Annotated in this window: 22 protein-coding genes, 2 tRNA genes and 4 pseudogenes; 20 read left to right on the forward strand and 8 right to left on the reverse strand. The window is 65.0% G+C overall.

The window, feature by feature from the left end; translation table 11 throughout:
• Window positions 1–17: 17 nt before the first annotated feature.
• Window positions 18–755, forward strand: coding sequence for a ribonuclease H-like domain-containing protein (locus P1N55_RS11540; protein ID WP_276275744.1), 738 nt, complete (start codon window positions 18–20; stop codon window positions 753–755).
• A gap of 78 nt (window positions 756–833) precedes the next feature.
• Here P1N55_RS11540 and P1N55_RS11545 read toward each other — a convergent pair whose 3' ends face one another.
• Window positions 834–1,436, reverse strand: a complete 603-nt coding sequence (locus P1N55_RS11545; protein WP_276275745.1) for a rhomboid family intramembrane serine protease — start codon at window positions 1,434–1,436, stop codon at window positions 834–836.
• A 138-nt stretch (window positions 1,437–1,574) separates the two neighbouring features.
• Here P1N55_RS11545 and P1N55_RS11550 point away from each other — a divergent pair, with 138 nt between their 5' ends.
• Window positions 1,575–1,997, forward strand: a complete 423-nt coding sequence (locus P1N55_RS11550) for a GIY-YIG nuclease family protein (protein WP_276275746.1) — start codon at window positions 1,575–1,577, stop codon at window positions 1,995–1,997.
• Window positions 1,998–2,016: 19 nt separating this feature from the next.
• Here the strand turns inward: P1N55_RS11550 and P1N55_RS11555 are convergent, their stop codons facing one another.
• Window positions 2,017–2,223 (reverse strand): heavy-metal-associated domain-containing protein, encoded by a 207-nt coding sequence (locus P1N55_RS11555; RefSeq protein ID WP_276275747.1) that lies wholly within the window; start codon window positions 2,221–2,223, stop codon window positions 2,017–2,019.
• A 94-nt stretch (window positions 2,224–2,317) separates the two neighbouring features.
• Here P1N55_RS11555 and P1N55_RS11560 point away from each other — a divergent pair.
• Together P1N55_RS11560 and P1N55_RS11565 are read left to right on the forward strand one after the other, a co-directional pair.
• A pseudogene (locus tag P1N55_RS11560) lies at window positions 2,318–2,760 on the forward strand (acyl-CoA thioesterase).
• Between the two features lie 48 nt (window positions 2,761–2,808).
• Window positions 2,809–3,261 carry a luciferase domain-containing protein gene (locus P1N55_RS11565; protein WP_276275748.1) on the forward strand — a complete coding sequence of 151 codons (453 nt, stop codon included), beginning with the start codon at window positions 2,809–2,811 and terminating at the stop codon, window positions 3,259–3,261.
• Here P1N55_RS11565 and P1N55_RS11570 read toward each other — a convergent pair.
• The 3 genes from P1N55_RS11570 to P1N55_RS11580 form a co-directional block, all read right to left on the reverse strand.
• Window positions 3,251–4,258 carry a hypothetical protein gene (locus P1N55_RS11570; protein ID WP_276275749.1) on the reverse strand — a complete coding sequence of 336 codons (1,008 nt, stop codon included), beginning with the start codon at window positions 4,256–4,258 and terminating at the stop codon, window positions 3,251–3,253. The genes P1N55_RS11565 and P1N55_RS11570 overlap by 11 nt on opposite strands.
• A gap of 385 nt (window positions 4,259–4,643) precedes the next feature.
• Window positions 4,644–4,715: transfer RNA gene (locus P1N55_RS11575), tRNA-Thr, on the reverse strand.
• Between the two features lie 65 nt (window positions 4,716–4,780).
• Window positions 4,781–5,434 carry a DUF7114 family protein gene (locus P1N55_RS11580; RefSeq protein WP_276275750.1) on the reverse strand — a complete coding sequence of 218 codons (654 nt, stop codon included), beginning with the start codon at window positions 5,432–5,434 and terminating at the stop codon, window positions 4,781–4,783.
• 61 nt (window positions 5,435–5,495) lie between these two features.
• Between P1N55_RS11580 and P1N55_RS11585 the strand changes: the two genes are divergently transcribed.
• Window positions 5,496–6,173, forward strand: a complete 678-nt coding sequence (locus tag P1N55_RS11585; protein ID WP_276275751.1) for an enoyl-CoA hydratase/isomerase family protein — start codon at window positions 5,496–5,498, stop codon at window positions 6,171–6,173.
• Window positions 6,174–6,222: 49 nt separating this feature from the next.
• Window positions 6,223–6,933, forward strand: a complete 711-nt coding sequence (locus P1N55_RS11590; protein ID WP_276275752.1) for a DUF3105 domain-containing protein — start codon at window positions 6,223–6,225, stop codon at window positions 6,931–6,933.
• A gap of 28 nt (window positions 6,934–6,961) precedes the next feature.
• Here the strand turns inward: P1N55_RS11590 and P1N55_RS11595 are convergent, their stop codons facing one another.
• Window positions 6,962–7,795 (reverse strand): NAD+ synthase, encoded by an 834-nt coding sequence (locus P1N55_RS11595; RefSeq protein WP_276275753.1) that lies wholly within the window; start codon window positions 7,793–7,795, stop codon window positions 6,962–6,964.
• A gap of 217 nt (window positions 7,796–8,012) precedes the next feature.
• Here P1N55_RS11595 and P1N55_RS11600 point away from each other — a divergent pair.
• The 5 genes from P1N55_RS11600 to P1N55_RS11620 all read left to right on the forward strand — a co-directional run bounded on the left by P1N55_RS11600 (window position 8,013) and on the right by P1N55_RS11620 (window position 11,186).
• A tRNA-Gly gene (locus P1N55_RS11600) sits at window positions 8,013–8,083 on the forward strand.
• A gap of 278 nt (window positions 8,084–8,361) precedes the next feature.
• The gene (locus P1N55_RS11605) at window positions 8,362–8,922 is read left to right on the forward strand and encodes a hypothetical protein (RefSeq protein ID WP_276275754.1); all 561 of its coding nucleotides are present in this window, start codon (window positions 8,362–8,364) and stop codon (window positions 8,920–8,922) included.
• Window positions 8,919–9,494 carry a tyrosine-type recombinase/integrase gene (locus P1N55_RS11610; RefSeq protein WP_276275755.1) on the forward strand — a complete coding sequence of 192 codons (576 nt, stop codon included), beginning with the start codon at window positions 8,919–8,921 and terminating at the stop codon, window positions 9,492–9,494. Before P1N55_RS11605 ends, P1N55_RS11610 begins: the two co-directional genes overlap by 4 nt.
• Before the next feature lie 412 nt (window positions 9,495–9,906).
• Window positions 9,907–10,662, forward strand: coding sequence for a hypothetical protein (locus P1N55_RS11615; RefSeq protein WP_276275756.1), 756 nt, complete (start codon window positions 9,907–9,909; stop codon window positions 10,660–10,662).
• On the forward strand, window positions 10,659–11,186 hold the full coding sequence (locus P1N55_RS11620; protein WP_276275757.1) for a hypothetical protein: 528 nt from the start codon (window positions 10,659–10,661) through the stop codon (window positions 11,184–11,186). The genes P1N55_RS11615 and P1N55_RS11620 overlap by 4 nt, the downstream gene beginning before the upstream one ends.
• Window positions 11,187–12,564: 1,378 nt before the next feature.
• Here P1N55_RS11620 and P1N55_RS11625 read toward each other — a convergent pair.
• Window positions 12,565–12,777, reverse strand: coding sequence for a hypothetical protein (locus tag P1N55_RS11625; RefSeq protein ID WP_276275758.1), 213 nt, complete (start codon window positions 12,775–12,777; stop codon window positions 12,565–12,567).
• A 491-nt stretch (window positions 12,778–13,268) separates the two neighbouring features.
• On the opposite strand from P1N55_RS11625, the gene P1N55_RS11630 reads away from it, so the two are divergent.
• Window positions 13,269–13,742, forward strand: a complete 474-nt coding sequence (locus P1N55_RS11630) for a hypothetical protein (RefSeq protein ID WP_276275759.1) — start codon at window positions 13,269–13,271, stop codon at window positions 13,740–13,742.
• A 599-nt stretch (window positions 13,743–14,341) separates the two neighbouring features.
• Here the strand turns inward: P1N55_RS11630 and P1N55_RS11635 are convergent.
• Window positions 14,342–15,355 (reverse strand): NADP-dependent oxidoreductase, encoded by a 1,014-nt coding sequence (locus P1N55_RS11635; RefSeq protein WP_276275760.1) that lies wholly within the window; start codon window positions 15,353–15,355, stop codon window positions 14,342–14,344.
• Window positions 15,356–15,600: 245 nt separating this feature from the next.
• On the opposite strand from P1N55_RS11635, the pseudogene P1N55_RS11640 reads away from it, so the two are divergent.
• The 8 genes and pseudogenes from P1N55_RS11640 (at window position 15,601) to P1N55_RS11680 (ending at window position 22,293) form a co-directional block, all read left to right on the forward strand.
• A pseudogene (locus P1N55_RS11640) lies at window positions 15,601–16,325 on the forward strand (alanyl-tRNA editing protein).
• Window positions 16,326–16,429: 104 nt separating this feature from the next.
• A complete protein-coding gene (locus P1N55_RS11645; protein WP_276275761.1) occupies window positions 16,430–16,585 on the forward strand; it encodes a hypothetical protein in 156 nt (51 codons plus the stop codon).
• Window positions 16,586–16,756: 171 nt separating this feature from the next.
• Window positions 16,757–16,906 carry a hypothetical protein gene (locus P1N55_RS11650; protein ID WP_276275762.1) on the forward strand — a complete coding sequence of 50 codons (150 nt, stop codon included), beginning with the start codon at window positions 16,757–16,759 and terminating at the stop codon, window positions 16,904–16,906.
• A 142-nt stretch (window positions 16,907–17,048) separates the two neighbouring features.
• Window positions 17,049–19,418 (forward strand): annotated as a pseudogene (locus P1N55_RS11655) (bacterio-opsin activator domain-containing protein).
• 176 nt (window positions 19,419–19,594) lie between these two features.
• On the forward strand, window positions 19,595–20,710 hold the full coding sequence (locus P1N55_RS11665) for a sensor histidine kinase (RefSeq protein WP_276275763.1): 1,116 nt from the start codon (window positions 19,595–19,597) through the stop codon (window positions 20,708–20,710).
• Between the two features lie 55 nt (window positions 20,711–20,765).
• A pseudogene (locus P1N55_RS11670) lies at window positions 20,766–21,769 on the forward strand (AAA family ATPase).
• Between the two features lie 76 nt (window positions 21,770–21,845).
• Window positions 21,846–22,160 carry a 30S ribosomal protein S24e gene (locus P1N55_RS11675; protein ID WP_276275764.1) on the forward strand — a complete coding sequence of 105 codons (315 nt, stop codon included), beginning with the start codon at window positions 21,846–21,848 and terminating at the stop codon, window positions 22,158–22,160.
• Window position 22,161: 1 nt separating this feature from the next.
• On the forward strand, window positions 22,162–22,293 hold the full coding sequence (locus P1N55_RS11680) for a 30S ribosomal protein S27ae (protein ID WP_276275765.1): 132 nt from the start codon (window positions 22,162–22,164) through the stop codon (window positions 22,291–22,293).
• The last annotated feature ends 3 nt before the right edge of the window (window positions 22,294–22,296 follow it).

Genomic DNA, 22,296 nt, shown 5'->3' on the forward strand with positions numbered 1-22,296 from the left:
CGCTGGTACCGGAGAGCGTGCGCGTCGAGAACAGCTTCATCGGAGTGGACGGCGTCGGCGAGAAGACCGAGCGGTCCATCTGGGAGCAGGGCGTCACCCACTGGGACGACTTCGAACCGGGCGTCGTCGGCGGCAAGCGCGGCGAGCGCATCCAGTCGTTCATCGGCGAGGGGCGGGACCGCCTCGCGTCGGCGGACGTCGGCTTCTTCGACAGCGCCTTCCCGAGCGGGGAGCGCTGGCGCCTCTACCAGACGTTCCCCGACCGGACCTGCTTTTTCGACATCGAGACCACGGGGTTAGACCAGCACCGCGACCAGGTGACGACGGTGAGCCTCCACCAGGACGGCGACACACGGACGCTCGTGGCCGGCGACGACCTCACTGCGGGCAACCTCCGGGCGGCCTTCGCCGACGCCGACCTGCTGGTGACGTTCAACGGCAAGCGCTTCGACGTTCCCTTCCTCGAGGCGAACTTCGACGTCGACCTCCAGCGGCCCCACCTGGACCTGATGTACACCTGCAAGCAGCTGGGACTCTCTGGCGGCCTGAAACAGGTCGAACAGGACGTCGGCATCGAGCGCGACCGGCCGGACATCTCCGGGCGGGACGCCGTGCGCCTCTGGCGCGAACACGAGCGGGGCGCCGACGGCTCGCTCGAGACGCTCGTCTCGTACAACCGAGAGGACACGGTGAACCTCCGGACCCTCGCCGACGAGGTGACCCGGCGGCTCGACGAAGCGCGGTTCGTCCGCTGAGCCCCCCTCCCTTCGACTGCAGATACGCCGGACCGTGACGGCGTCCGGCGGGCGAATACCGGTTGTCCTGTTTACACATCATGCAGGCCGGAGCAGGTGGCGCCGGCCGGACAGCACGCCCAGCAACAGCCCGGTGAAGTGCGCGACGAGGGCGACGCCGGGCGTCGCCGTCCCGAGGGTGATCGCCACCGCCAGCAACCCGGCCAGTGCCAACTGGGTCCGCGGGGCGAGCTCCAGTCCGGCGACGACCATGTCGGTGACCCGGTTCGACGCGAGCACGTAGCCAAAGAACGCGAAGATGGCGCCGCTGGCACCGAGGACGCTGACGTTCGCCGCCAGGCCGGGCACCACCGGCCCGAGGACGGCGGCGGCCGTGACCTGTGCGACGCCGGCGAGCATCCCCGTCCCGAGGAAAAAGAGGTGGTACCGGCCGCTGGTGGTCTGGCGCTCGACCAGCAGGCCGACCAGCGCGAGCAGCAGCGCGTTGGCCAGCAAATGCGAGAAGCCAGTATGGGCGTAGACGCTCGTCACGAGCGTCCAGGGCCGGACCAGCAGCGGCAGGGAGAGGGCGAGCAGCGCCCGCTGGGGGACAAACAGGCCCAGCACCTGCTGGCAGGCGAAGACGGCGACGAGCACCGACAGCGTGACCGCGGTGGGGCTGTCGGCCAGGCGGCGACGCATCGACCGGGAGTAGGGGAGCCAGACGCAAGAATCGTCCGGCCGGGCGGGATCCAGAACGCCTACCCCGTACCGGGGTCTGTGCTCAGCCATGGAAACGGGCGCGGCTTCGATGAGACTGGGTTCGACGGGGGGCCGCTGATGGCCGGGGGCACCTACACCCTCGTGCTCGAACGATCGCGCGAATCGACCATCGAGGTGGGCGCGCTCGGCGACCACCGGTTCCCCGCCGGGTGGTACGCATACACCGGGAGCGCGCTCGGCACCGGCGGTTTCAGTCGTGTCGAACGCCACCGCGCGGTGGTCTCCGGCCAGAACGACACTCGCCACTGGCACGTCGACTACCTGCTGGGCGAGGCCGCGACGCGCCTCGAGACCGCGGTGACGACGCCGGCCGACGTCGAGTGTGCGGTGGCCGAGCGCGTCGACGAGGCCCTCGAGACGCCGGTCGCGTTCGACGACTTTGGCTGTTCGGACTGTGGCTGTCGCTCGCATCTGGCCTTCCACCCGGACCGCGCGGTGCTGCGTTCGGCCGTGCGGCGGGCCCACGACGCGGTGGCGTAGCCGGGCGACGAGATCGTACTCAAGCGACGAGTTCGTAGCCGGCGTCCTCGATGGCCGCCGCCAGCGCGGCCTCGTCGAGGTCACCGCTCGTCTCGACGACCACTTCGTCGGCGTTCTGGTCGGCGGTCGCCGATTCGACGCCGTCGAGTCCCTCGAGCGCCCCTTCGACGGCCGCCTCACACCCGTCGCAGGCCATCCCCGTGACTGTGAGGGTTCGCGTTGCCATGCCCGACCGTACGGCCCGACGGGACAAAGATGCTCGCCTCGCGGCACGACGTACGGACACCACGGTTATCTCGCGGGCGGGCAAACCGTGACCCATGCATAGCATCTCACACACGCACATCGTCAACCGCGAACGCGTCCAGCCCAGCCACGCCAACAACTACGAGAGCGCCCACGGGGGCATCGTGATGAAGTGGATGGACGAGATCGGCGCGATGGCCGCGATGCGGGCCGCCCGGGAGTCGTGTGTCACCGCCCAGATGTCCCGCGTGGACTTCGAGCGCCCCATCCCCATCGGCGACAACGCACTGGTCGACGCCTACGCCTACGAGACCGGGCGCACGAGCGTCAAGGTCCGCATCCAGGTCGAGCGCGAACACCCCACACCGGCGAGACGGAGCCGACGACCAGCGCCTACGCCACCTTCGTCGCCATCGAGGACGGCAAACCCACGCCGGTACCCGACCTCGCGGTCGAGACCGAGGAGTGCGAACGGTTGCGGGAGGCCGCGCTGGCCGACGAACCCGACCGGGAGTGACCGCCGGCCCGCCGGGACAGTTATACTCGTTGACAGCATCTCGGGAGTATGACCTCCGAACGCGAGGCAGTAGCGGAGACGGTCGACCGACTCATCGACGACGTGGGGACCTGGCCGGGCGTCACCGTCGGCGAGCACCGCTTCGGCGGGACGGAGTTCCGCGTCGGCCCCCGAGAGATCGGCCACGTCCACGCCTGGGGGATGCTCGACATCGCCTACCTGCGGAAACTGCGCGACGAGCTCATCGAGGAGGGCCAGACCGGCGTCCACCACCTGCTGACCGAGTCGGGGTGGACGACGTACATCATCGAGTCCCCCGACGACTACGAGCACGCCCTGTGGCTGCTCCGCCTGTCGTACCTCTATCACGTCGCCATCGCGAAAAAGACGCCCGCGGGCGCCGAGGAACTGGCCGGCGTCGACGTCGCGGCGGAGCTGGCCGAACTCGACCCCAGCGAGGCAGTCCGGGCGGCCTTCGAGCGCCGGCCGGTCAGCGAGTGAGCAGGCGGTCGGCGACCCGCATCGGGGCCACCGCCGCCGCCAGGAGGAGGGCCGGCCCGACGAGGTAGCCCGCCCACGTCAGGACGCCCAGCACGGCGGCGACGGTGAGTCCAGCGCGCGCGAGCGTCGTCGTCGGCCCCGTGCCGAGGGCGACCCGCACCGCCCACGCGCCGGCGACCAGCGGAACGACGGCGAAGACGGCGGTGACGACGGCGCCGGCCGTCGGGCCCGTCGCCGAGAGCGCGAGCGCCATCTGGCCGACCGTCTCGGCGGCGCTCCCCAGCAACAGGAGTCCCCCGACGCCGGCGCCGACCCGGCGGAGCGACCGGGGCCGCCGGCCACGCAGTCGACGCTGCCCCAGCGCCAGGCCCGCGAGCACCGTCGCCAGGAACGGCCCGGCGACGAACGCCGGATGCTGGCCTTCCCAGAGGCGGACGCCGACGAGGTCGACGGGCACCCGCGCGTACTCCGCCGGCGAGAACTCCTCGCGGTAGCCGACGGCGACGCCGGCCTGCCCGCTCCGGTTCGCTGGCTCGTAGACGGCGACCAGGTAGGTCGTCTCGGACTCGACCGGCCGGTCCAGGTTCGCCGTCTGGTAGTTCGCCGACGGCGAGAACGGTTCGTAGGACGGCGTCGCGGGCCGGTCACCCGCGACGACCAGCGCGCCCATGCCGTCGGGCACCGTCACCTGCGAGGGGACGCCCTCGGTGCCGTCCAGCGACGGGCTCAAGACGACGAACGACGGGGTGAACGCCCCCCGGTCTGGGGTGAACGTGCTCACGCGGAGCCGCTCGCCGGGCGACAGCGAGAACCGGTAGTACGCCGCCTCGCCCGGGTCGAGGTGGTCGTAGAACGACCACGATTTGGCCGCGTCGGGGACGTCGACGGCGCTCTCCGGCGTGGTGTTGTCCGACGGGAAACTGGGGACGTGGGCCAGGGCTGGGGTGGCCAGCAGTGACAGGGCGAGGACGAGGAGGGCGACCCGGCTGCTGTGCATGTCGTGTAACGTCGGGCCGAGGCGTTACGGGTCTATGGGTCGCTCGTCGAACACAGCCGTCGCTCGGCGACGATGCGCCTCGCAGTGAGAGATCGGGGTAAGTCTCGGCCGGAGTGTGAACTACGCGAAGACGGTCGCTCACTCCGTCCGCGCTGGGTCTTCTCTCGATTCAAATTCCGCGTTAGCCACACACGTCGACGCGGGACGCGGCGCGACGAGACGCGCCGCTCGCAGGTCGTCTCCGAGAAGAGCCTCGGCCGGAATTTGAACCAGAGTCAGACGTGCTCGCGTTGCTGCGCGCGACTGACAGGGATTCGAATTCCGCGTCCGGCGGTCCACTCGCGACGGACCCGTCGCTGTCGCTCCGGGTCAGTCGCTCGGAGAAAGCCTAGGCCGGAATTTGAATCCGGGGTCTCGTCCTTACCAAGGACGCGCTTTACCGCTAAGCTACCCAGGCGCACCTGAATCTTTCCGGCAAATGTCTTTAGGCGTTTCGATTCGGGTCCGGTATGGCGGTCGGTATCAGTGGTCGGCGGCGGCCTCGGTGCCGTCTGGGCGGTAGTCACGGTTCGCCCGGGTGACGAGTGCGTCGCCGACCTCCTCGCCGAGGATCCAGGCGTTCTCCGGGAGGCCGTCGGCGGCCAGGCGGGCCGCGTACTCGCGCAGGGATGGCGAGGGGTGGACGCCGGCGGCGGTGACGCCGGCGACGACGGCCAGTTCGCAGATGTCGGCCTCGAGGTTCTCGTCTATGGTCTCGTCGCCGGTGGTCTCCCGGACGGTCTGGTCGTGGCCGAACGAGCGGACGACGTCGACGGCGGCCTCGGCGGCCTCGGTGCGGGCGAGCAGGTAAAAGCCACGCGAGACGAGAACGTCGGCGATGAGGATCTCCAGGTTGGCGGCGTCGCGGTCGCCGCCCGCCCAGGGGTCGTCCTGTGCGAGGTGGCGGGTGAGGTCGAGCCCCTCGTAGATGAGCTGGACGCCGGCGGCGCGGCCGGTGATGCCGTCGTCGAGATCGGTCGGCCCGTCGCGGGCGGCCCGGGCGCTGACGAGGGTCAACACGCCGGGCGTGAGCGGGGCATCGGAGAGGCGGTCGGTGATCCGGTCGCGGAACCGGTCGGGCTCGACGTCCTCGACCGCGGCCAGGGCTGCTCGGCGAACCGCCGCGACTTCCTGCATTGGCCCCTCCTAGCGGCGGGAAGGGCAAAGACCTTTGGAAACGGCAGGGACAGGGGGAGGCATGATACGGACGACGGCGGCCGGGGACGTCTGCGAAGTACGGCTCGACCGGCCCGAGCGGCGCAACGCGCTCACACGCGAGGGGCTGGCGGCCCTGGAGTCGGCCGTCGCGGACGCCACGGCACCCGTGCTCTACCTTTCCGGGGCGGGCCCGGCGTTCTGTGCGGGGGCGGACCTCGACGTCGTCCGGTCGCTGGACGCCGAGTCGGCGAGCGAGTTCGCCGCGCTGGGCCAGCGGGTGGCACGCGCACTGGCGACCTACGACGGGGCGGTCGTCGCGGGTATCGACGGGGCGGCCCGCGGGGGCGGCGTCGAGCTGGCGCTGGCCTGTGACCTGCGGGTGGCGACACCCGACGCGACGTTCGCCGAGACGGGCGTCAAACTCGGCCTGTTCGGGGCCTGGGGCGGGACGGCGCGCCTCCCGAACGTCGTCGGGCAGGGCGAGGCGCTGGACCTGGCGCTGTCCGGGCGCACCGTCGACGCCGAGGCGGCCCTGCGGATGGGGCTGGTTTCGCGGGTGACCGACGACCCGCGGACGGTGGCCGACGAGGTCGCGAACGTCGACCACGACGCGCTCCGGCGGGTGAAGGCATTGGTCCGCGAGGACGCCCCGCTGGCGACCCAGGAGCGACGCGAACGCGAGACCTTCGTCGAGCTCGTGTCTGGCGGCGCGCCGTGACCCGCACGGGCCCGCACGTTGAAACCCCCTGGCCGCCTACGGGACCCAAATGCCCGACTGCGACTACTGCTCGGCGTCCTTCGAGGCCGAGGCCGACTACCTCGACCACCTGGCCGCCGACCATGAGGGGGGACTCGGGTCGATAGACCGGCGCCGGGTGGCACAGCACACGAGCGACGACGGGAGCGGGCCGCCCCTGGCCCTGCTCGCGATCGGCGCCGTCGTCGTCATCGGAGCCGTGCTGGCGGTGTATCTCACCACCAGCGGCGACGGCCCGGCCGTTGGCGGCATCGAGGGCCAGTCCTTAGACGAGCGGGGCGATAGCGACCTGCTCGCGGGCGTCGAGTCGTTCCCGAACCAGGGTACTGAACACGTCCAGCGCGGGACCGACGTCCAGTACGACCAGATGCCGCCCCTCTCCGGTCCCCACTACAGCGGCACGGTCGGGGCGGGCTTTTACACCGAGGCGCAACCGCTCGGCGACCTGGTCCACACGCTCGAACACGGTGCGGTCGTCGTCTACTACGACCCCGCGGCGCTGACCAACGAGTCCCGGGAGAGCCTGGAGACGTACGCCTCGATACACACCGGGACCTGGCGCAGCGTCGTGGTCGTCCCCACCCCCAGCGAGGACCCGGAGGCCGACTACGTCCTGACCGCCTGGCGCCACCGCCTGTACATGGACGCCTACGACGCCGAGACGGTCCACGCGTTCCTCTCGGAGTACCTCGGCCGCGGCCCCGAGAACCCGGTTCGATAGGCTTCTACTGCGAGTCGAACGCGATAACTCAGTACAGCGGGTCGGGCCCCGGCGGCATCGCGCGCTTGTGCGCGCTGGACTCGTACATCTCCCTGACCTGCTCGACGAGGGACGCCGGGACGCCGATGTGGTCGGCCGTGGCGGCCTGCGGGACGCCGCCGTCGACGTGGAGCGCGAGGATCGAGTCGAGCGTGTCGTAGTCCATCCCCATCTCGTCGGCGTCGGTCTGGCCGGCCCACATCTCGGCGCTGGCGGTCTTCGCGGCGAGGTCCGCGGGGACGCCGACGTGCCGGGCGAGCTGGCGGACCTGCTGTTTGTACAGCGTCGCGATGGGGTGACAGTCGACGGCGCCGTCGCCGTACTTCGTGTAGTAGCCCACGAGCGCCTCGCTGCGGTTACCGGTCCCCAGCACCAGCGCGTCCTCGTGGTTGGCGACGAGATAGTTGAGCACCGCACGACAGCGCACCCGGAGGTTGCCCACGGCCAGCTGGTCGCCGTCGGCGTCCGGATAGGCCTCGAGGAACGCGTCGACGAGCGGGTTGATCTCGACGACGTCGTACTCGATGCCGAGCAAGTCGGCGGCGACGCGTTCGGCGTCGCTCATGTTCTCGGCGCGGTTGACCTCGCTGGGCATCACGAGGCCGTGGACGGCGTCCGCCCCCAGCGCCTCGACGGCCAGGTGGGAGGTGAGCGTGCTGTCGATACCGCCCGAGAGGCCGATGACCGCGCGGTCGACGCCCGCTGCCTCGAGCTGGGCCCGGATGAACGCGGTGACGTGCTCGCGGTGTGCCTCGAGCTCTGCCTCGGAGAAGGTCAGGTCCAGTGGCGTGTCCGCCCTGACGACCGTTTCGGCGTCTGCCATACGCGTTGGTAGGTCGGGGTGGACTAATAGCCACTCATCGTGGCGACATTTTCGAACGGACGTCCACTCCCGACCGGCGGCGAGTCCGGCGACGGCGCCCGGAAGCGCTACGTTGAAGTGCGACCGACGTGGACTCTGGGATGCAAACCGAGACACGTGCGCCGGTGGTGAGCGATTCCGCAGGAATCGCGAGCCTCGGGGCGCGAACGAAGTGAGCGCGCCGGTGGTCCAGTGGTAGGACATTGGCTTCCCAAGCCAATAGCCCGGGTTCAATTCCCGGCCGGCGCATCCTACACCCGTTTCTTCATGCGGTTTCGGTCGGTCTGACAACAGACCGATGAAAACTAATACGCTAACGGTAGCCGGAAAATCACCGGTACCACCGAACCGAAAGTACAGCTTGGACAGTACCAATCCAGTCCTGAATGTCATTCAGGAAACTGGTTCACCAATCACCCGACAAAGAGGGTTAACTGTGAGTTATGATGCGGAACTATCAATTTATTAACAGTTAGATACTACTGTGAACCATGACTCGTCAAACTCAAACCGACGACACGAACAGCATGGACGCACCGAACGACCCTCCGGAAAAGGTGGAAGGGATTCAGTTGCTTCCCAAGCCGACCCGTGAGCGACTGAACGGGATGCAACGCGAAGACTACAAGCAACACCGATACAACTGGTTCGGTGGCTACTCGAAAAAGGCAAGAACCCTGAAAAGGAGATCGGCTACAAGTCATCTACTGCTCAGGGACGAGCACCGCGTATCGATCTATTTTACCGGTTTGTCTGGGATCTTGAAGGACGATATACGACGCAAGTCACACACGACCACGCAGATGAGTACGTCAAGCACGTTTCAAGAGATCAAGATACGACAAAGAATGACCGGTCTAACAAGCAGAATGCCATCATTACACTGTTCAAATGGCGGTCCGAAATGTTCGGGGATGACATATGGGAACCGGATGAAGCATGGCGAGAACATGGTGGGGGTAATAGTGACCAGAAAGATCAACCCCACTTCACAGATCGGGAGCGAGATCTTCTACGGGATGCAGTACTCGATTTCCGATCTGTCCCGCACTACAACACGCTGGACCCGGACGAGCGGGACGAGATGAAGGCATACCTCTCGCAACGACTGGAAAAGCCGAAAAACGACATCACTCCTGACGACTTCGGGTCAGTCCCTACCCGGAAGTACGCAAGTCTGATTCACACCACACTTGACACCGGTCTTCGGCCGAGTGAAGTAGCCGAGTTTCGGGTAAGTTGGTTCGACCCTGCCAATGCCCGGATCATCATTCCGGAGCAACACAGTCAGAAGAACACAAACCGATGGGTGTGTAGTCTTCGCCAGCGGACTGCTACGATCCTCTCACAATGGGTTGATGAACGAGCAACACGCGCCAAGTACGACGATAGCGAGAGACTGTGGTTGACTAAGTACGGGAACCCCTACGGTTCCGGCTCACTCAACAGGCTTCTCGAAGATCTGTGCGAACACGCAGGCATCGCCAAGCGGGACCGAACGTGGTACTCAATCCGCCGGAGTACGGCTAACGTGGTCGGGACAAACGCTTCTGCCGAACACGCACGGAAACAGATGCGACACAAACAGGTGGAGACGACGATGCGGTACATTCAGCCTGATGAGGAAAAGACCCGTGAGGCACTGAATCAGGGAGGATAACAAGCGACGGAACAGCAACGATTCAGTGTGCTGTCTATGGACTCGTCTCTGCAATCGCATGCAAAATCGCTTGGTTTCGAACCGTGTGGCTGTCGAATCCTATGTTGAGTGAACACTACGATAGACAGAATATAGTACCGAAAACGAGAGATAGAGCGAGAATGCTTCGACGATCTCGAAAGTCTCTGGCTTCTAAATCTCGGCCGAGTATGTCCCAAACACGGAGTGGTGAGCACGCTTGCGAGTTACCCTGCGTGACTCCCGTGACAAGACAAATTCGAACATCGATTTACTCCGGCGAGCCGGTAGTTTTAATTCACGACAACCCCACACTACGAGTGAAAGGAGTCAAGATAAGTATCGGGCAACCCCGGTCCAACAGGATTCGCCCGATGGCTCCGTGATTGAAGCCATGATTAGCTACGGCAACATCGAAGAAGGTGCCGATGAGCCAGACCCGGCCTATATGCACCACTGTAGAGAGTTCGAACTGAGAAACGATAACACCGCCGGAGATGGATTGAACGGATCCATCAGACTGGAGAAAAAAGACCTGAAAGCGGTCGGGGCCAAACCAGGTGATCCGGTCAAAGTTTATGCTGAAGCCGATGGTCGATGGATACTGTACGAGCGCGATACGTACACGGATCGAGCGGGGGTTGGTATGCCCAAAGGTCACCGCGAAAAACTTGGACTGAACTCAAGTAACAGGACGGTGGAACTTTGGTTGGATGAAGCTGAGTCCGAACCAGACGAAACATCTGACGAAGACGAGAAAACTGGCAAACAGGTGTCGCTGACTGGTGAGGAAACAAAAGAACGAGAGTACGTCCTGATCCCAAACGATAGTCCAATCAAGTACCACCACGTAAGTTCGAAAGACAGCAAAACGGAATGCGGAATCGATTTTGGGGAACAGGAACATCGTCGGTTTAGCGATCCAGGTGACGCCCTTGATCAGTGTAGCGACTGTGCCATCCGTTCATCGGACGACATGACGAACAAAGAACTCGTGAACTGGCTTGGCGAGCAGGCCGGGTTCGAAGCAAAGGAGGGGACACCGGCGTACCTGAGTAAGGGACAACTCGTCGCCCTCCGGGATTATGTTCTCGAACTGCAGGAGGAGCTGGCAGACGAATCTGCGGATGAAAATAAGGCCCCTGCATGAGCACATCTGACCCACTTGTTCCGGTCTCAGAGATGCCGAAGTCGGTTCAGCCAACAGTTGAGATCTCGGACGCGAAACGAATCCCTCTGTCTGAACTCGGGACGATGCGAGCACGAGGTGGGCCGGGCAGTATCGAGAATCACATCAGGGGAATCATGGGCGAGTTTGCCGTGGCGAAATTCTTTGGCGTGCCTGAAAAACTCGATGACGAGATATACGAACATGGCGACCCCGGATATGATCTCCAGATCGACAGCAAAACCATCGACGTGAAAACAGTTGACCCGAGGGCCAACAATCCCGGCCTGATGGTCGACGCTACCCGGAACATCGAGGCGGACTACTACGTTCTTGTTCAAGAACTGAACGCGAACACCTACCGAATCATCGGGTACGCGCCCGCACCTGTGGTGAAAAATGCCGATGTCCGTCCCCTTCGTCTTGACGGATATGCTAAGAAGCTCAGAGTCGTCGAGCAGTACGATCTTTTTCCGATTCCATCCTATTTTGGGGTTTCCGAATAGCCCTGATTCTTCTCAGGTCTACCTCTCAAAGGGCCAACGTCGGTTGACCCCTCGACGACATGCGCCCGGCGTGGCGGTAAACGTGCGTGTGTGTACGGGCACAGAATACCTGTTCTATCGGGACGATCCGCCCTCACTGAGACGCTTGATTTCGACCGGTAGATCGTCTCGATTTCTCACTTTAAGTGCTTTCGACGTCGTCGCCCACTCGATAGCACCGTGTCTCACCGCACGTGAATCCATCTCGCCCACCGAACCGAGGTGTGGCAGTGAACTCGCCACGTACCGGCCAGACGGATGTACAGGTCCCCCGTGAGACATATCGGCCCCGTGCGCTTCGACAGTCTGTGTGGGGTTCGGATCCCACTTCACGGCTTCTGTAGCCGGGTGATCCGCGTCTGTCGCTCCGGGCACATGGCGTACGTGCGACTCGATGCCAGCGAGCAGATCGAGTGAGTCGCCATCGACGTGAGTCTGATCGACACACCAGTAGATGTGCCAGTGGCTCAGACCGTCGGTATCCATGTCGCGCACACCGAAGTAAACGAACTGTTCCCCAGTATCGGCCAACCGCTCCCGAGTCCGCCTTATCGCACGTACAGCTCCTCTCGTGACGATCTGTGCCTGTTCGACCGGTCCAATTTCTTCCTGTGCAAGAGTATCCCGAGCCTCGTCAGGGTCGAACACGAGTGTCTGCATCCCGACTGCTGGTGAATCGAATACCATCCGAGCCATCCGGTCAGCGTTCATTAGCCGGCTGAATTTGGCCTTAGCTCGCCCGTGTTTAGTCCCTGAACGGAACTCGTTGTTGTTCCCCTCAGACCGACGAATACCGACGTAACAACTCTCAGCGTCCGAGACAGGAACCCCTCGCAATTCCATCGGCCCAACGATTTCCGGGTTCTCTGCCAGCCTGCCACGGAGTGCGTCACCACTTGGACCAGCGTTGGCTGGATCACTGGCTGGGTCCGGTCTGAATCCGGTGATGCTCACTTCGAATCACCAGAGGAAGCCCTGTTGAGTTGAGTCATGTATGTGCGACAAAAAAAGAGGTGGCTGGTCGCTCACACACCTACCGGCGAGTGAGGAAGTCTACCGGTCGGTAACTGGGAATAGAGCAGTTTTGTCCACACTGTGGGATCGTTTGTGAGTCTCAGTATGTCGCTCTGGTCCCGGTCACCGACCACTTGACTGCTTGGATTCTTCGTGCACGATGAAGGCCAACAGATCAGCAACGGCATCCTTCTCACCCTCGGCTTCGACTTGATCGCCATCGTACCGTCGAGCACGTCGAGAGTGCTGTGCCAACTGAACCAGCCGGTCATGTGGCGATTTGACGCCATCCGTTGAGACACGTACCGTATACTCTGCGTAGTCGTCACTCATCCGTCAGTCCTGCCTCCTGAAGATCAGCCTTCACGAGTTCCTTGACGTAGTCGGCCCGGTCTGGCTCACTCTCTGCCACACGCTCGGCAAGTTCATCACGACCTACGTTCCGGAGTTCACGGGCACGGTGTTGCCGAAGCATCTTGACACGCTGGCGTACCAGTTGGTCGTACTTCTCGTCGAAGCTGAGGGTGACCTTACTCATCGCCTTCGACCTCCTCAAGCAGTGAAACGACAATGGACCGGTAAGGAACGTCTGAGTGCCCCAATCGAGTCTCAGCGTACTTATCGAGTCGGTTCTTCTCGTCTTCGTAGACCATGATGGTTGTTCTGTTAGTTGACATCGTTCTGCGACAGGGTGCGACTAAAGGGCCTCGTGCCGGTTGAACCGACCTTACCCGGCCCTCCATGACTATTCACTACGAAGCAGTCGGAACAGAACGACTGAACCGGTCGTATGAGGGGAGACGGTCAGCTTCTCAGCGTCACGCCTCAATTAACACGTAATGACCATTGCCTTATAAAGGAGACAGCGATTCCTGACAGATTGATAGCGAGAATTCTGGTTGTCTTGTGGGTCAGTTCTCAGAACACCCCTTCTGTTTCACTGGTCGGCCGAAGACGATTCTATAAAAAACCAGACAGTTATTGCTAAACAGTCATCAATTACTTGTGGCGAGGATATGACTTTCCGCCATGGGAATCTTTGGCGATGACGACAGTGAGGATGACGAAAAGTCGTTTCGTGAGCGAGTGAACGATATTCAGGAGGAACGAAAGCAACAGAAGGAACAGAACCAGCCCCAAAGCCAAGAGCAACCCAGTAAGGGAAATGAGACTGAAGGTCAGCCGTCAGTGTCCACGTCACCTTCTGAAGCCGTAGTTGATGACGATATTCAACAGTGGGAATACCTGACCTATGACCTCATGACGGATTCACCTCCTTCTGGATTCGTTGATGCGATGACCGCACAGTCGGATGGACCTGACTTGCCACCAGATCAAATGTTGAATGAACTCGGGAAGGAAGGATGGAGGCTTGTAGAGACAGTTGAAAAGCCAGCCAAGGAAGTGGGTAGCTTTTCTGAGCATGAAGGTTCGATGACCTACGCATTCATTTTCAGAAGACCAGTCACTTACAAGCAAGACAGTGATGAGAAGGATGCTTAATAACATCGTCCCGTTGAAAGAATCATAACCACCAGCAATAACCATCAGGCATATCAATGGTTTGAATTATTACCAACGCTCAGAACCGCATGACGGCAAGAGGGTGATTTCACCGGGTGTAGCCTTATGCTCGGTTGTGTCCACACCACCGCACCGGGTTTTAAGTACCATCGTCACGTTTTATGTGGTACAGACCGGCCATAACACGCTGATGAAACGGGAATAGCCTACTTTCGTTTATGTATCCCGAGAAAGTAGGCAGGTAGCTTCCCAAGCCAATAGCCCGGGTTCAATTCCCGGCCGGCGCATCCCGCGACGAACGGACGTGCGGAGCGGATGCGGAATCGAGGGGATTGAAGCACGGCAGGAACGCGTAGCGGGGCGAGCATTTCTGCAGGCGGTTCAATTCCCGGCCGGCGCATTCCTCAGGCCTTCTCGCGGCAGTTGGCTGGCTTTGGCAGGACACAAGAAAGATGACGCCTAGCGCCGGGCCGGTACCTCACAGTCCCCAATGCCGCCGCAATCTTGCGATTCCGGTGGTGTGCCATACCGAGTATTAAAACGCACAGACAGCACAGCTGCTCGAAAGCACGGCTGGATCAGGGTTCGGCGACGTCGACGACCTGTTTCCCGATGTTGTCGCCCGAGAACAGCCCGAGGAACGCCTCCGGTGCGTTCTCCAGTCCGTCCACGATGGTTTCGCGATGCGCGAGGTCACCCGAGGTCACCCAGGCACCGAGTTGGGCACGCGCTTCGCCGAACCGTGTTTCGAAGTCGCTGACGAGGAGTCCCTGCACCGTCGCCCGCGGTGCGATAAGCTGTGGCAGCTTGCGTGGGCCCGTAGGGACCCCTTCGTCGTTGTAGTGGGCGATCTGCCCGCAGACGGCGACACGTGCGTCGAGATTCAACTTCGTGAACACCGCGTCGGTGATCGGCCCACCGACGTTGTCGAAGTAGACGTCGACACCGTGGGGCGCGACGTCGTCGAGGGCCGCCCGGTAGTCGTCTGCCGTTGTGTAGTTGATGCCGGCGTCGAATCCGAGGTCGTCCGTGAGCCACGCGACTTTCTCGTCCGAGCCCGCGAAGCCGACGACGCGACAGCCGTTCAGCTTCGCGATCTGGCCGACAGTGGAACCGACAGCCCCGGCAGCCCCCGACACCACGACGGTCTCCCCGGGGTCGGGGTCGCCGACGTCCAGGAGCCCGAAGTACGCCGTCCGTCCGGGCATCCCGAGCACGCCGAGATACGCCGGTGGGGCCGCGATGGAGGTGTCGACGGGCGCGACGTCATCGGCGTCGAGGAGGCTGTAGTCCGCCCACTTCCCGATGCCGGTCACGAGATCCCCCGCGTCGTAGGCCACACTGTCGCTTTCGACGACCGTCCCGACGACGGCCCCTTCGATCGCGTCACCGACGTCCCACGGGTCCGCGTACGATGCGCTGTCCGACATCCGCCCTCGCATGTACGGGTCGACCGAAAGGTACTGTACTTCGACGAGGAGTTCCCCGTGACGTGGCTCCGGGACGTCCGTTTCGCGGAGTTCGAAGCTACCCAGATCCGGTTCACCGGTCGGCCGCGCGGCGAACACCCATTGTCGCGTCGAATCGTTCACACCGCACGTTCCGGTCGTCACCGTAAGGGGGTGTTGCTTTCCGCGGACGTCCGGCCGGACAGCGAGTCGCAGTCGCCCGCTCGGTCGTCGCCGGGTGCGCCTCACAACCCACGGGCGAGTAGTGCAGAGCGGTTCCGAGACGGCATCGAGTCGGCGCCGAACGTCGGGTTCTCGACGCAAAGTGCCACCGCTCGAGGAAGGTTTCTCCCACATCACTTAGTGCATCGGGAGCGTATCCAGCGCGCATGACCGACCTCCTGTATCTCCCGGACGAGGACGACGTCACGGAGTTCACCGCGACAGTCACGGCGGCGACGGAGGCATACGTCGTGCTCGACGGCACGTACTTCTATCCGGAAGGCGGCGGACAACCGGCCGACCGGGGCGAACTTCGCTGGGAGGGGGGCCACGCCGACGTCGTGGACGTGCGGAAGGACCACGGCGACGTGCGTCACTACGTCGAGTCGCTCGAGGGTGACCCGCCCGTGGAGGAGACCGCCGTCGAGGGCCACGTCGACGTGGCCCGCCGGGAGACGCTTCGGCGGATGCACACCGCCCAGCACGTCGTCTCGCGGGTGGTGCTCGAGGAGTACGGTGCGACGACGGCCGGCAACCAGATCCACGAGGACCGCTCGCGCATCGACTTCGAACCGGCGGACTTCGACGAGGAGGACCTGGCGTTCATCGAGCGCGAGACGAACGCCGTCATCGAACGGGACCTGCCAGTCACAAAGGAAAACAGGGTACGGGCGGCCGTCGAAGCGGGGTGGCCGAGGGCCGGACGCAGCTGGACCTCATCCCCGACCACGTCGACCCGCTTCGTGTCGTCGAGATCGACGACTACGACATGTGTCCCTGTGGCGGCACCCACGTCGACCGGCTGGGCGAGGTCGGCGCCGTCCACATCACGAACCGGGTGTCGAAAGGTGCCGACGTGGAGCGAATCGAGTTCGAGCTGATCGACCCGTAGCCACGCGTCGCCGCAGGCGGACCCTGACCCACAAAGCCGGGTCGGGCTGGGCAAGCGTGTAAACACACAAACAATTTTTCCGGTGGAGGGAGTAGTAGCGGGTGATGTTCGACACAGAAGCGATCTCACAGCTGACCTGTCTCAACTGCGGGTTCGAGGCACCGGCCGGCGACGCGTGGGACAGGGTCGCGGTCCCGCCGCTGGGCGTGACCACGCAGTGTCCCGAGTGTAGCAGTACCAACATCCACAGCCACCAGTAGGACACACCGGCGGCGCGCTCACGGGCACGGGCACAGCGCGCGTGTCGCCGTCGAAGAACCACACGAACGAGGATGTTTTTCTGTCGTAGTTGTGTGAACAGACGGTATTTCCGAGTATATTGTACAGAACCATAGTTTTAAGACAGTGTGTCAACAATACACACGCCAGGTATGGCAGAGTGTGATCACTGCGGGAGCGACGTAGTACACGTCTGGAAACACCGGCGGGCCACCGATACGATGACCTATCGGACCACCGAGTGGCTCTGTTCCGGGTGTCACCCCGAGATGGGCGAGGTGTTCGCGGGCGGCCACTGTTGAGAGAGCCGGCGGAACCTGAAGGACGGCGTTCTCGAGCGGGTTCTTCGATCGATAGCCGCCGAACCGGACACGGCCGACCCGTACCTTGATATGTAGCCGTTGCTAACCAGTTAGGTATGGGCAGCGGAGCGCGCGTGCTGGTGTGTGGCGACGACGAGGCGCAGGTCTCACGGGCGGCGGCAGCGCTCGAGCGCGTGGGTGCGGGGTTCGACGTGCGGACGGCCGGGAACAGCGCCCCTCCGGCGGGGCTCGAGGACGTCGACTGCGTGGTGAGCACGCAGGTCGACCTCCCGGCGTTCGTGTCCGACCTGCGGTCGGCCCGGCCCGACCTCCCGGTCGTCATCTTCGGGCACGACGACGCGGCCATCGTCCGTCAGGTGCTGCGCGACCGGGACCTCGAGTACGTCCAGCGCGGCCCCAGCGAGCAGTACGTCGTCCTGGCCGACCGCATCGAACGCGCAGTCGAGGACGAGGCGGCCGACGACGGGACCTTCGACCGGCACGCCGAGGTCATCGGTGCGCTCGACGACGGCGTCTACGCACTCGACGACGAGGGACAGTTCGTCTTCGTCAACGGAGCGATGACCGAGCTGACGGGCTACACCGAGGCGGAACTGCTCGGCGAGCACACGCGCATCATCAAAGACCGGACGACGGTCGAACTCGCCGAGGACAAGCTCCGGGAGCTGCTCTCGGGCGACGGGCGCGACGACGTGGGGACGACCTTCGAGTTGACTATCCACCGCAAGGACGGCGAGAAGGTCCCCTGCGAGGACCACATGACGGTGCTGTACGGGGACGACGACGAGTTCCGCGGGACCGCCGGCGTCATCCGTGACATCACCGAGCGCAAGCGCCGCGAGGAGATGCTGTCGGGCCTCCAGGAGACCTCGCGGGCGCTGATGCAGGCCCCGAGTCGGGAGGAGGTGGCGGCCATCGTCTCCGGGGCGGCCCAGCGGACCCTGGGCCTGGACCTGAACGTCGTGCGTCTCTACGACGCCGAGGCCCAGGTCCTGCGGCCGGCCGCGACCACCGCGGCCACCGACGAGCGACTGGGCGAGCGCCCGGTCTACGCCCTCGACGAGGGGTACCCCGGCGAGGTGTTCGCGACCGGCGAGCCGGTCTTCTACAGCGACGCGGACGGCCTCGACATGGGCGGCGACGAGCCCATCCGGTCGGCGATGTTCTTCCCCATCGGCGTCCACGGGACCCTGAGCGTCCTCTCGACGGACCTGGACGCCTTCGACGACATCGACCGGCAGGTGGCGAGCCTGCTCGTGACCAACGCCGCGGCGGCCTGCAACCGCGCGAAACGGGAACAGGAGGTCCGTGAGACGCGCGAGCGCATCGCCACCATCCTCGAACGGATAAACGGCCTCATCGAGAACACCGTGGAGGTGCTGGTCGAGGCGACGACCCGGGAGGCCGTCGAGTCGGGCGTCTGTGACGAGCTGGTCGCGACCGACCCCTACGTCTTCGCGTGGGTCGGCCGACCCGACGTCCGCGACGAGCGCCTGGAGGCTACCGCGTGGGCGGGCGACGTCGACGTCGACGTCGAGACGGTCACCCTCGCGGACGACACCGTCGGCGCCCGGGCGCTGGCCGAGGACGACCCGGAGATACACACCGCCCTCGAGGACAGTGAGACCGAGTGGGTCCGACAGGCCCACGCCGCCGGCGTCGAGTCGGTGATGGCCATCCCGCTATCGTACACCGACTCGACGTACGGCGTCCTGTTCGTCTGTGCCGACCAGGCCGACGCCTTTGACGACCGCGAACAGGTCGTCCTCGAGGCGCTGGGGCGGGCCGTCGCCAACGCCATCAACGCCATCGAGAGCGGGAAGATACTCTCGGCGAACAAGGTGGTCGAACTGGAGTTCACCGTCGACGACCGGCGCCTGCTGCTGAGTCGCCTCTCGGCGAGCACCGGCGCGACGCTCACCTCCGAGGGGACGGTCATCAACGACGACGGGTCGCTCCGGCTGTACCTGACGTCGACGGGGCCGACTCCGACGAGGTGCTCGCGGCCCTCGAGGACGACGACTCGGTCGCGAAGGTCCGGCGCGTCGCCGAACACGAGGGCGAGACCCTCTTTGACGTGACGGTCACCGGGTCGCTGCTGGCCAGGCTCGTCGACCACGGCGCCGTCCCCCGGGCCGTCGGCGGCGAGAACGGCGTCGCCCGCTACACCGTCGAACTGCCCTACCAGGCCGACGCCCGCGAGGTCTTCAGCATCGTCGAGGACAACTACGACGGCGTCGACCTGGCGAGCTACCACGAACACGAGCGGCCAGTCCGGACCCAACAGGAGTTCCGGGCCGCGCTGGCCGAGCAGTTCACCGACCGCCAGGAGACGGCGCTGCGGACGGCCTACCTCGGGGGCTTTTTCGCCTGGCCACGGGAGGTCGACGGCGACGAGCTGGCCTCGGCGATGGACATCTCCCGGCCGACCTACCACCAGCACCTCCGGGCGGCCCAGCAGAAGGTGTTCCGCGAACTGTTCGAGAACTGACCGCCAGGGCGCGCAGTGTGTCCCTGTGTGCGGCGTTCGTCTCTTCACATCACTCCGGGCGGCACCAAGCTATTTAGTCACCTGAAATGATAATTATAGTACGATGTCACGCTGGGTGGGGGGGTGACCACCGGTGGGACCGAGTCACGGAGTGGTGGGTCCCGACGGTGAGCCTGATGGCGATCGGAGTGCTGACGGTGGTCGTCTGGGTGCAGGTGCCAGACCCCGGGTACGCGCTGCTGGACATCGCGCTGCCGACGGCGTGTGCCAGCGTCGCCGTCTGGCAGGGCCTCCGGTTGCGCCAGCGTGCGACGGTCGAGGACACCGAGACGGTGGTCCGCTGGTTCACCGGCGGCCTGGTCGTCATGGGCTGTCTCGGCCTGTGGCCGGTCGTCCTGCGGGCCACCGGCCAGCCGGCGGTACCGGTCGGGGTCAGGCTGCTGACCGAGATCGTCGCCGGCGGCCTCTTCGGCCTCGCGGTGGGCCTCTACAGCGTCCGTGCCCGCGAGTCGACGCAGCGAGCCACGGAGGAGGAGGTCAAGCGGGAGCTGCTCGAACGCCAGCGGGAGGCCAACGACCTGCTGAACCGGACGCTGCGCCACCAGCTGCGCAACGGCCTGACGGTCGTGCGGGGTCGGGGCGAACTGCTTGCAGCCGAGGGCGACACCGACCAGCGACAGTGGGCTCGGACCGTCGTCGACAAGAGCGACCAGATGGCCGAGACGGTCGACAAGATCGCCGACATCACCGAGGCGATGACCGGCGAGACCGACCTCGAGCCCGTCGGCCTCTCGACGGTCGTCACCGCCCAGGCCGGGGCCGTCCGGCGTGCGTACCCCGAGGCGTCGGTCACCGTCGAGTCGGTCCCTGACTGTGCGGTCCGGGCCGACGACCTGCTCGAGCGGGCGCTGTACAACGTCCTCGAGAACGCCGTCGAACACAACGACGGCGCCCGCCCGACGGTGGTCGTCGACGCGACGGTGACCGGCGCGACGGCCCGGGTGCGGGTCGCCGACGACGGGGACGGCATCCCGGAGGCCGCCCGCGACCGGGTGCTCGAAGCCAACGAGCGGGGCCTCGAGAGCGACGGCGACGGCCTCGGCCTGTTCCTGACGGCGTCGATACTCGAGCAGTACGGTGGCGACGTGACGGTCTGCGAGAGCCGCCTGGGCGGGGCGCGCGTGGACCTCTCGCTCCCGCTGGCCGCCGTCGACTGCCCCGGCGTCACGGGCGACGACGCGGCCAGGGCCGCGGTCGGCCTTCCCGACAGTGGCCGGGGCACCCTGCTGTGACCCGGGCCGGGACCGCGGCTTACTTGTCGGGTGGTGCCCTACCGGTCGACGACCAATGGACGCGCCGCTGTGGACCGAGACCCACGCCCCGACGCTCGCGGACATCCCCAGCAGCAGGCCCGCGAGCACCTCCAGGGAGCCATCGAGGAGCCGATGAACCTGCTGGTCCACGGGCCGAAGGGGGCGGGCAAGACGGCCGCCGTCCGCGCCTACGCCCGGGAGGTCCACGCGAACCCCGACGCCGACTTCACCGAGATAAACGTCGCCGACGTCTTCGGTATGACGAAAAAGGAGGTCGCCAGCGACCCTCGCTTTGCCTCCTTTATCGACAGCAAGCGCCGCCGCGAGTCCTCGAAGGCCGACCTCATCAATCACGTGCTGAAGGAGTCGGCCAGCTACGCGCCCGTCTCGGGAACCTACAAGACCATCCTGCTTGACAACGCCGAGGACATCCGCGAGGACTTCCAGCAGGCGCTGCGTCGCGTGATGGAGCAGTACTACGAGGCGACGCAGTTCGTCATCGCGACGCGCCAGCCCTCGGCGCTCATCCCGCCTATCCGCTCGCGCTGTTTCCCGGTCGTCGTACGCGCGCCGACCCACGAGGAGACGGTGGCTGTGCTCCGGGAGGTCGCCACAGCCGAGGGGGTCGAGTTCGACGACGACGGCCTGGAGTACGTCGCCGGCTACGCCGAGGGCGACCTCCGGACCGCCATCCTCTCGGCCCAGACGACCTACGAGGACGCCGGGGAACTGACGATGGACGCCGCCTACGAGACGCTGAACGCCATCGAGGCCGACGACCAGGTCGAGGCGATGGTCGAGGCCGCCGAAGCGGGCCGGTTCTCCGACGCCCGTTCGACGCTCGACGACCTGCTCGTCGACGAGGGGTACGGCGCCGCGGACGTCCTCGAGGACCTGCTCTCGGTCGCCCGGTCGCGCTACTCCGGGGCGCGCCTCGCCGAGGTCCACCGCCTGGCCGGGGAGACCGACATGGCGCTGGTCGACGCGGCCAACGAGCGCATCCACCTCGCGCACCTGCTGGCGCAACTGGGCGAGTAGCGAGGCACCGTTCGGTCGGATTCGGCGGCTTCGAAATCCTTTTACCCGTTTCGCGGGGAAGTAGAGCCAACGAACTATGGACATCGACATCATCGAGGAAGACGAGAACCCGATGTTGCACCGGACGGACGTCCGCTTCGAGGTCGTCCACGACGAAGCGACGCCCTCGCGGCTCTCCGTGCGCGACTCGCTGGCGGCGAAGCTGAACAAGGACGCCGAGGAGGTCGTCGTCCACAAGCTGGACACGAAGTTCGGCATGCGCAAGACCATCGGCTACGCGAAGGTCTACGACAGCCCCGAAGACGCCCGCGACGTCGAGCAAGACCACATGCTCGAGCGCAACAAGATCGTCGCCGACGGCGAGGCCGAGGAAGAGGCCGAGGAGGCATAAGATGGCCCGCAACGAGTACTACGAGGACGGCGAACTGACGCGGGAGACATGTCCCCGGTGTGGCGACACCGTGCTAGCGGAACACGAGGACCGACAGACCTGCGGGAAGTGCGGCTACACCAACTGGAAGTAAGGC

The sequence above is a fragment of the Haloarcula regularis genome (assembly GCF_029338315.1).
Taxonomy (GTDB): domain Archaea; phylum Halobacteriota; class Halobacteria; order Halobacteriales; family Haloarculaceae; genus Haloarcula; species Haloarcula regularis.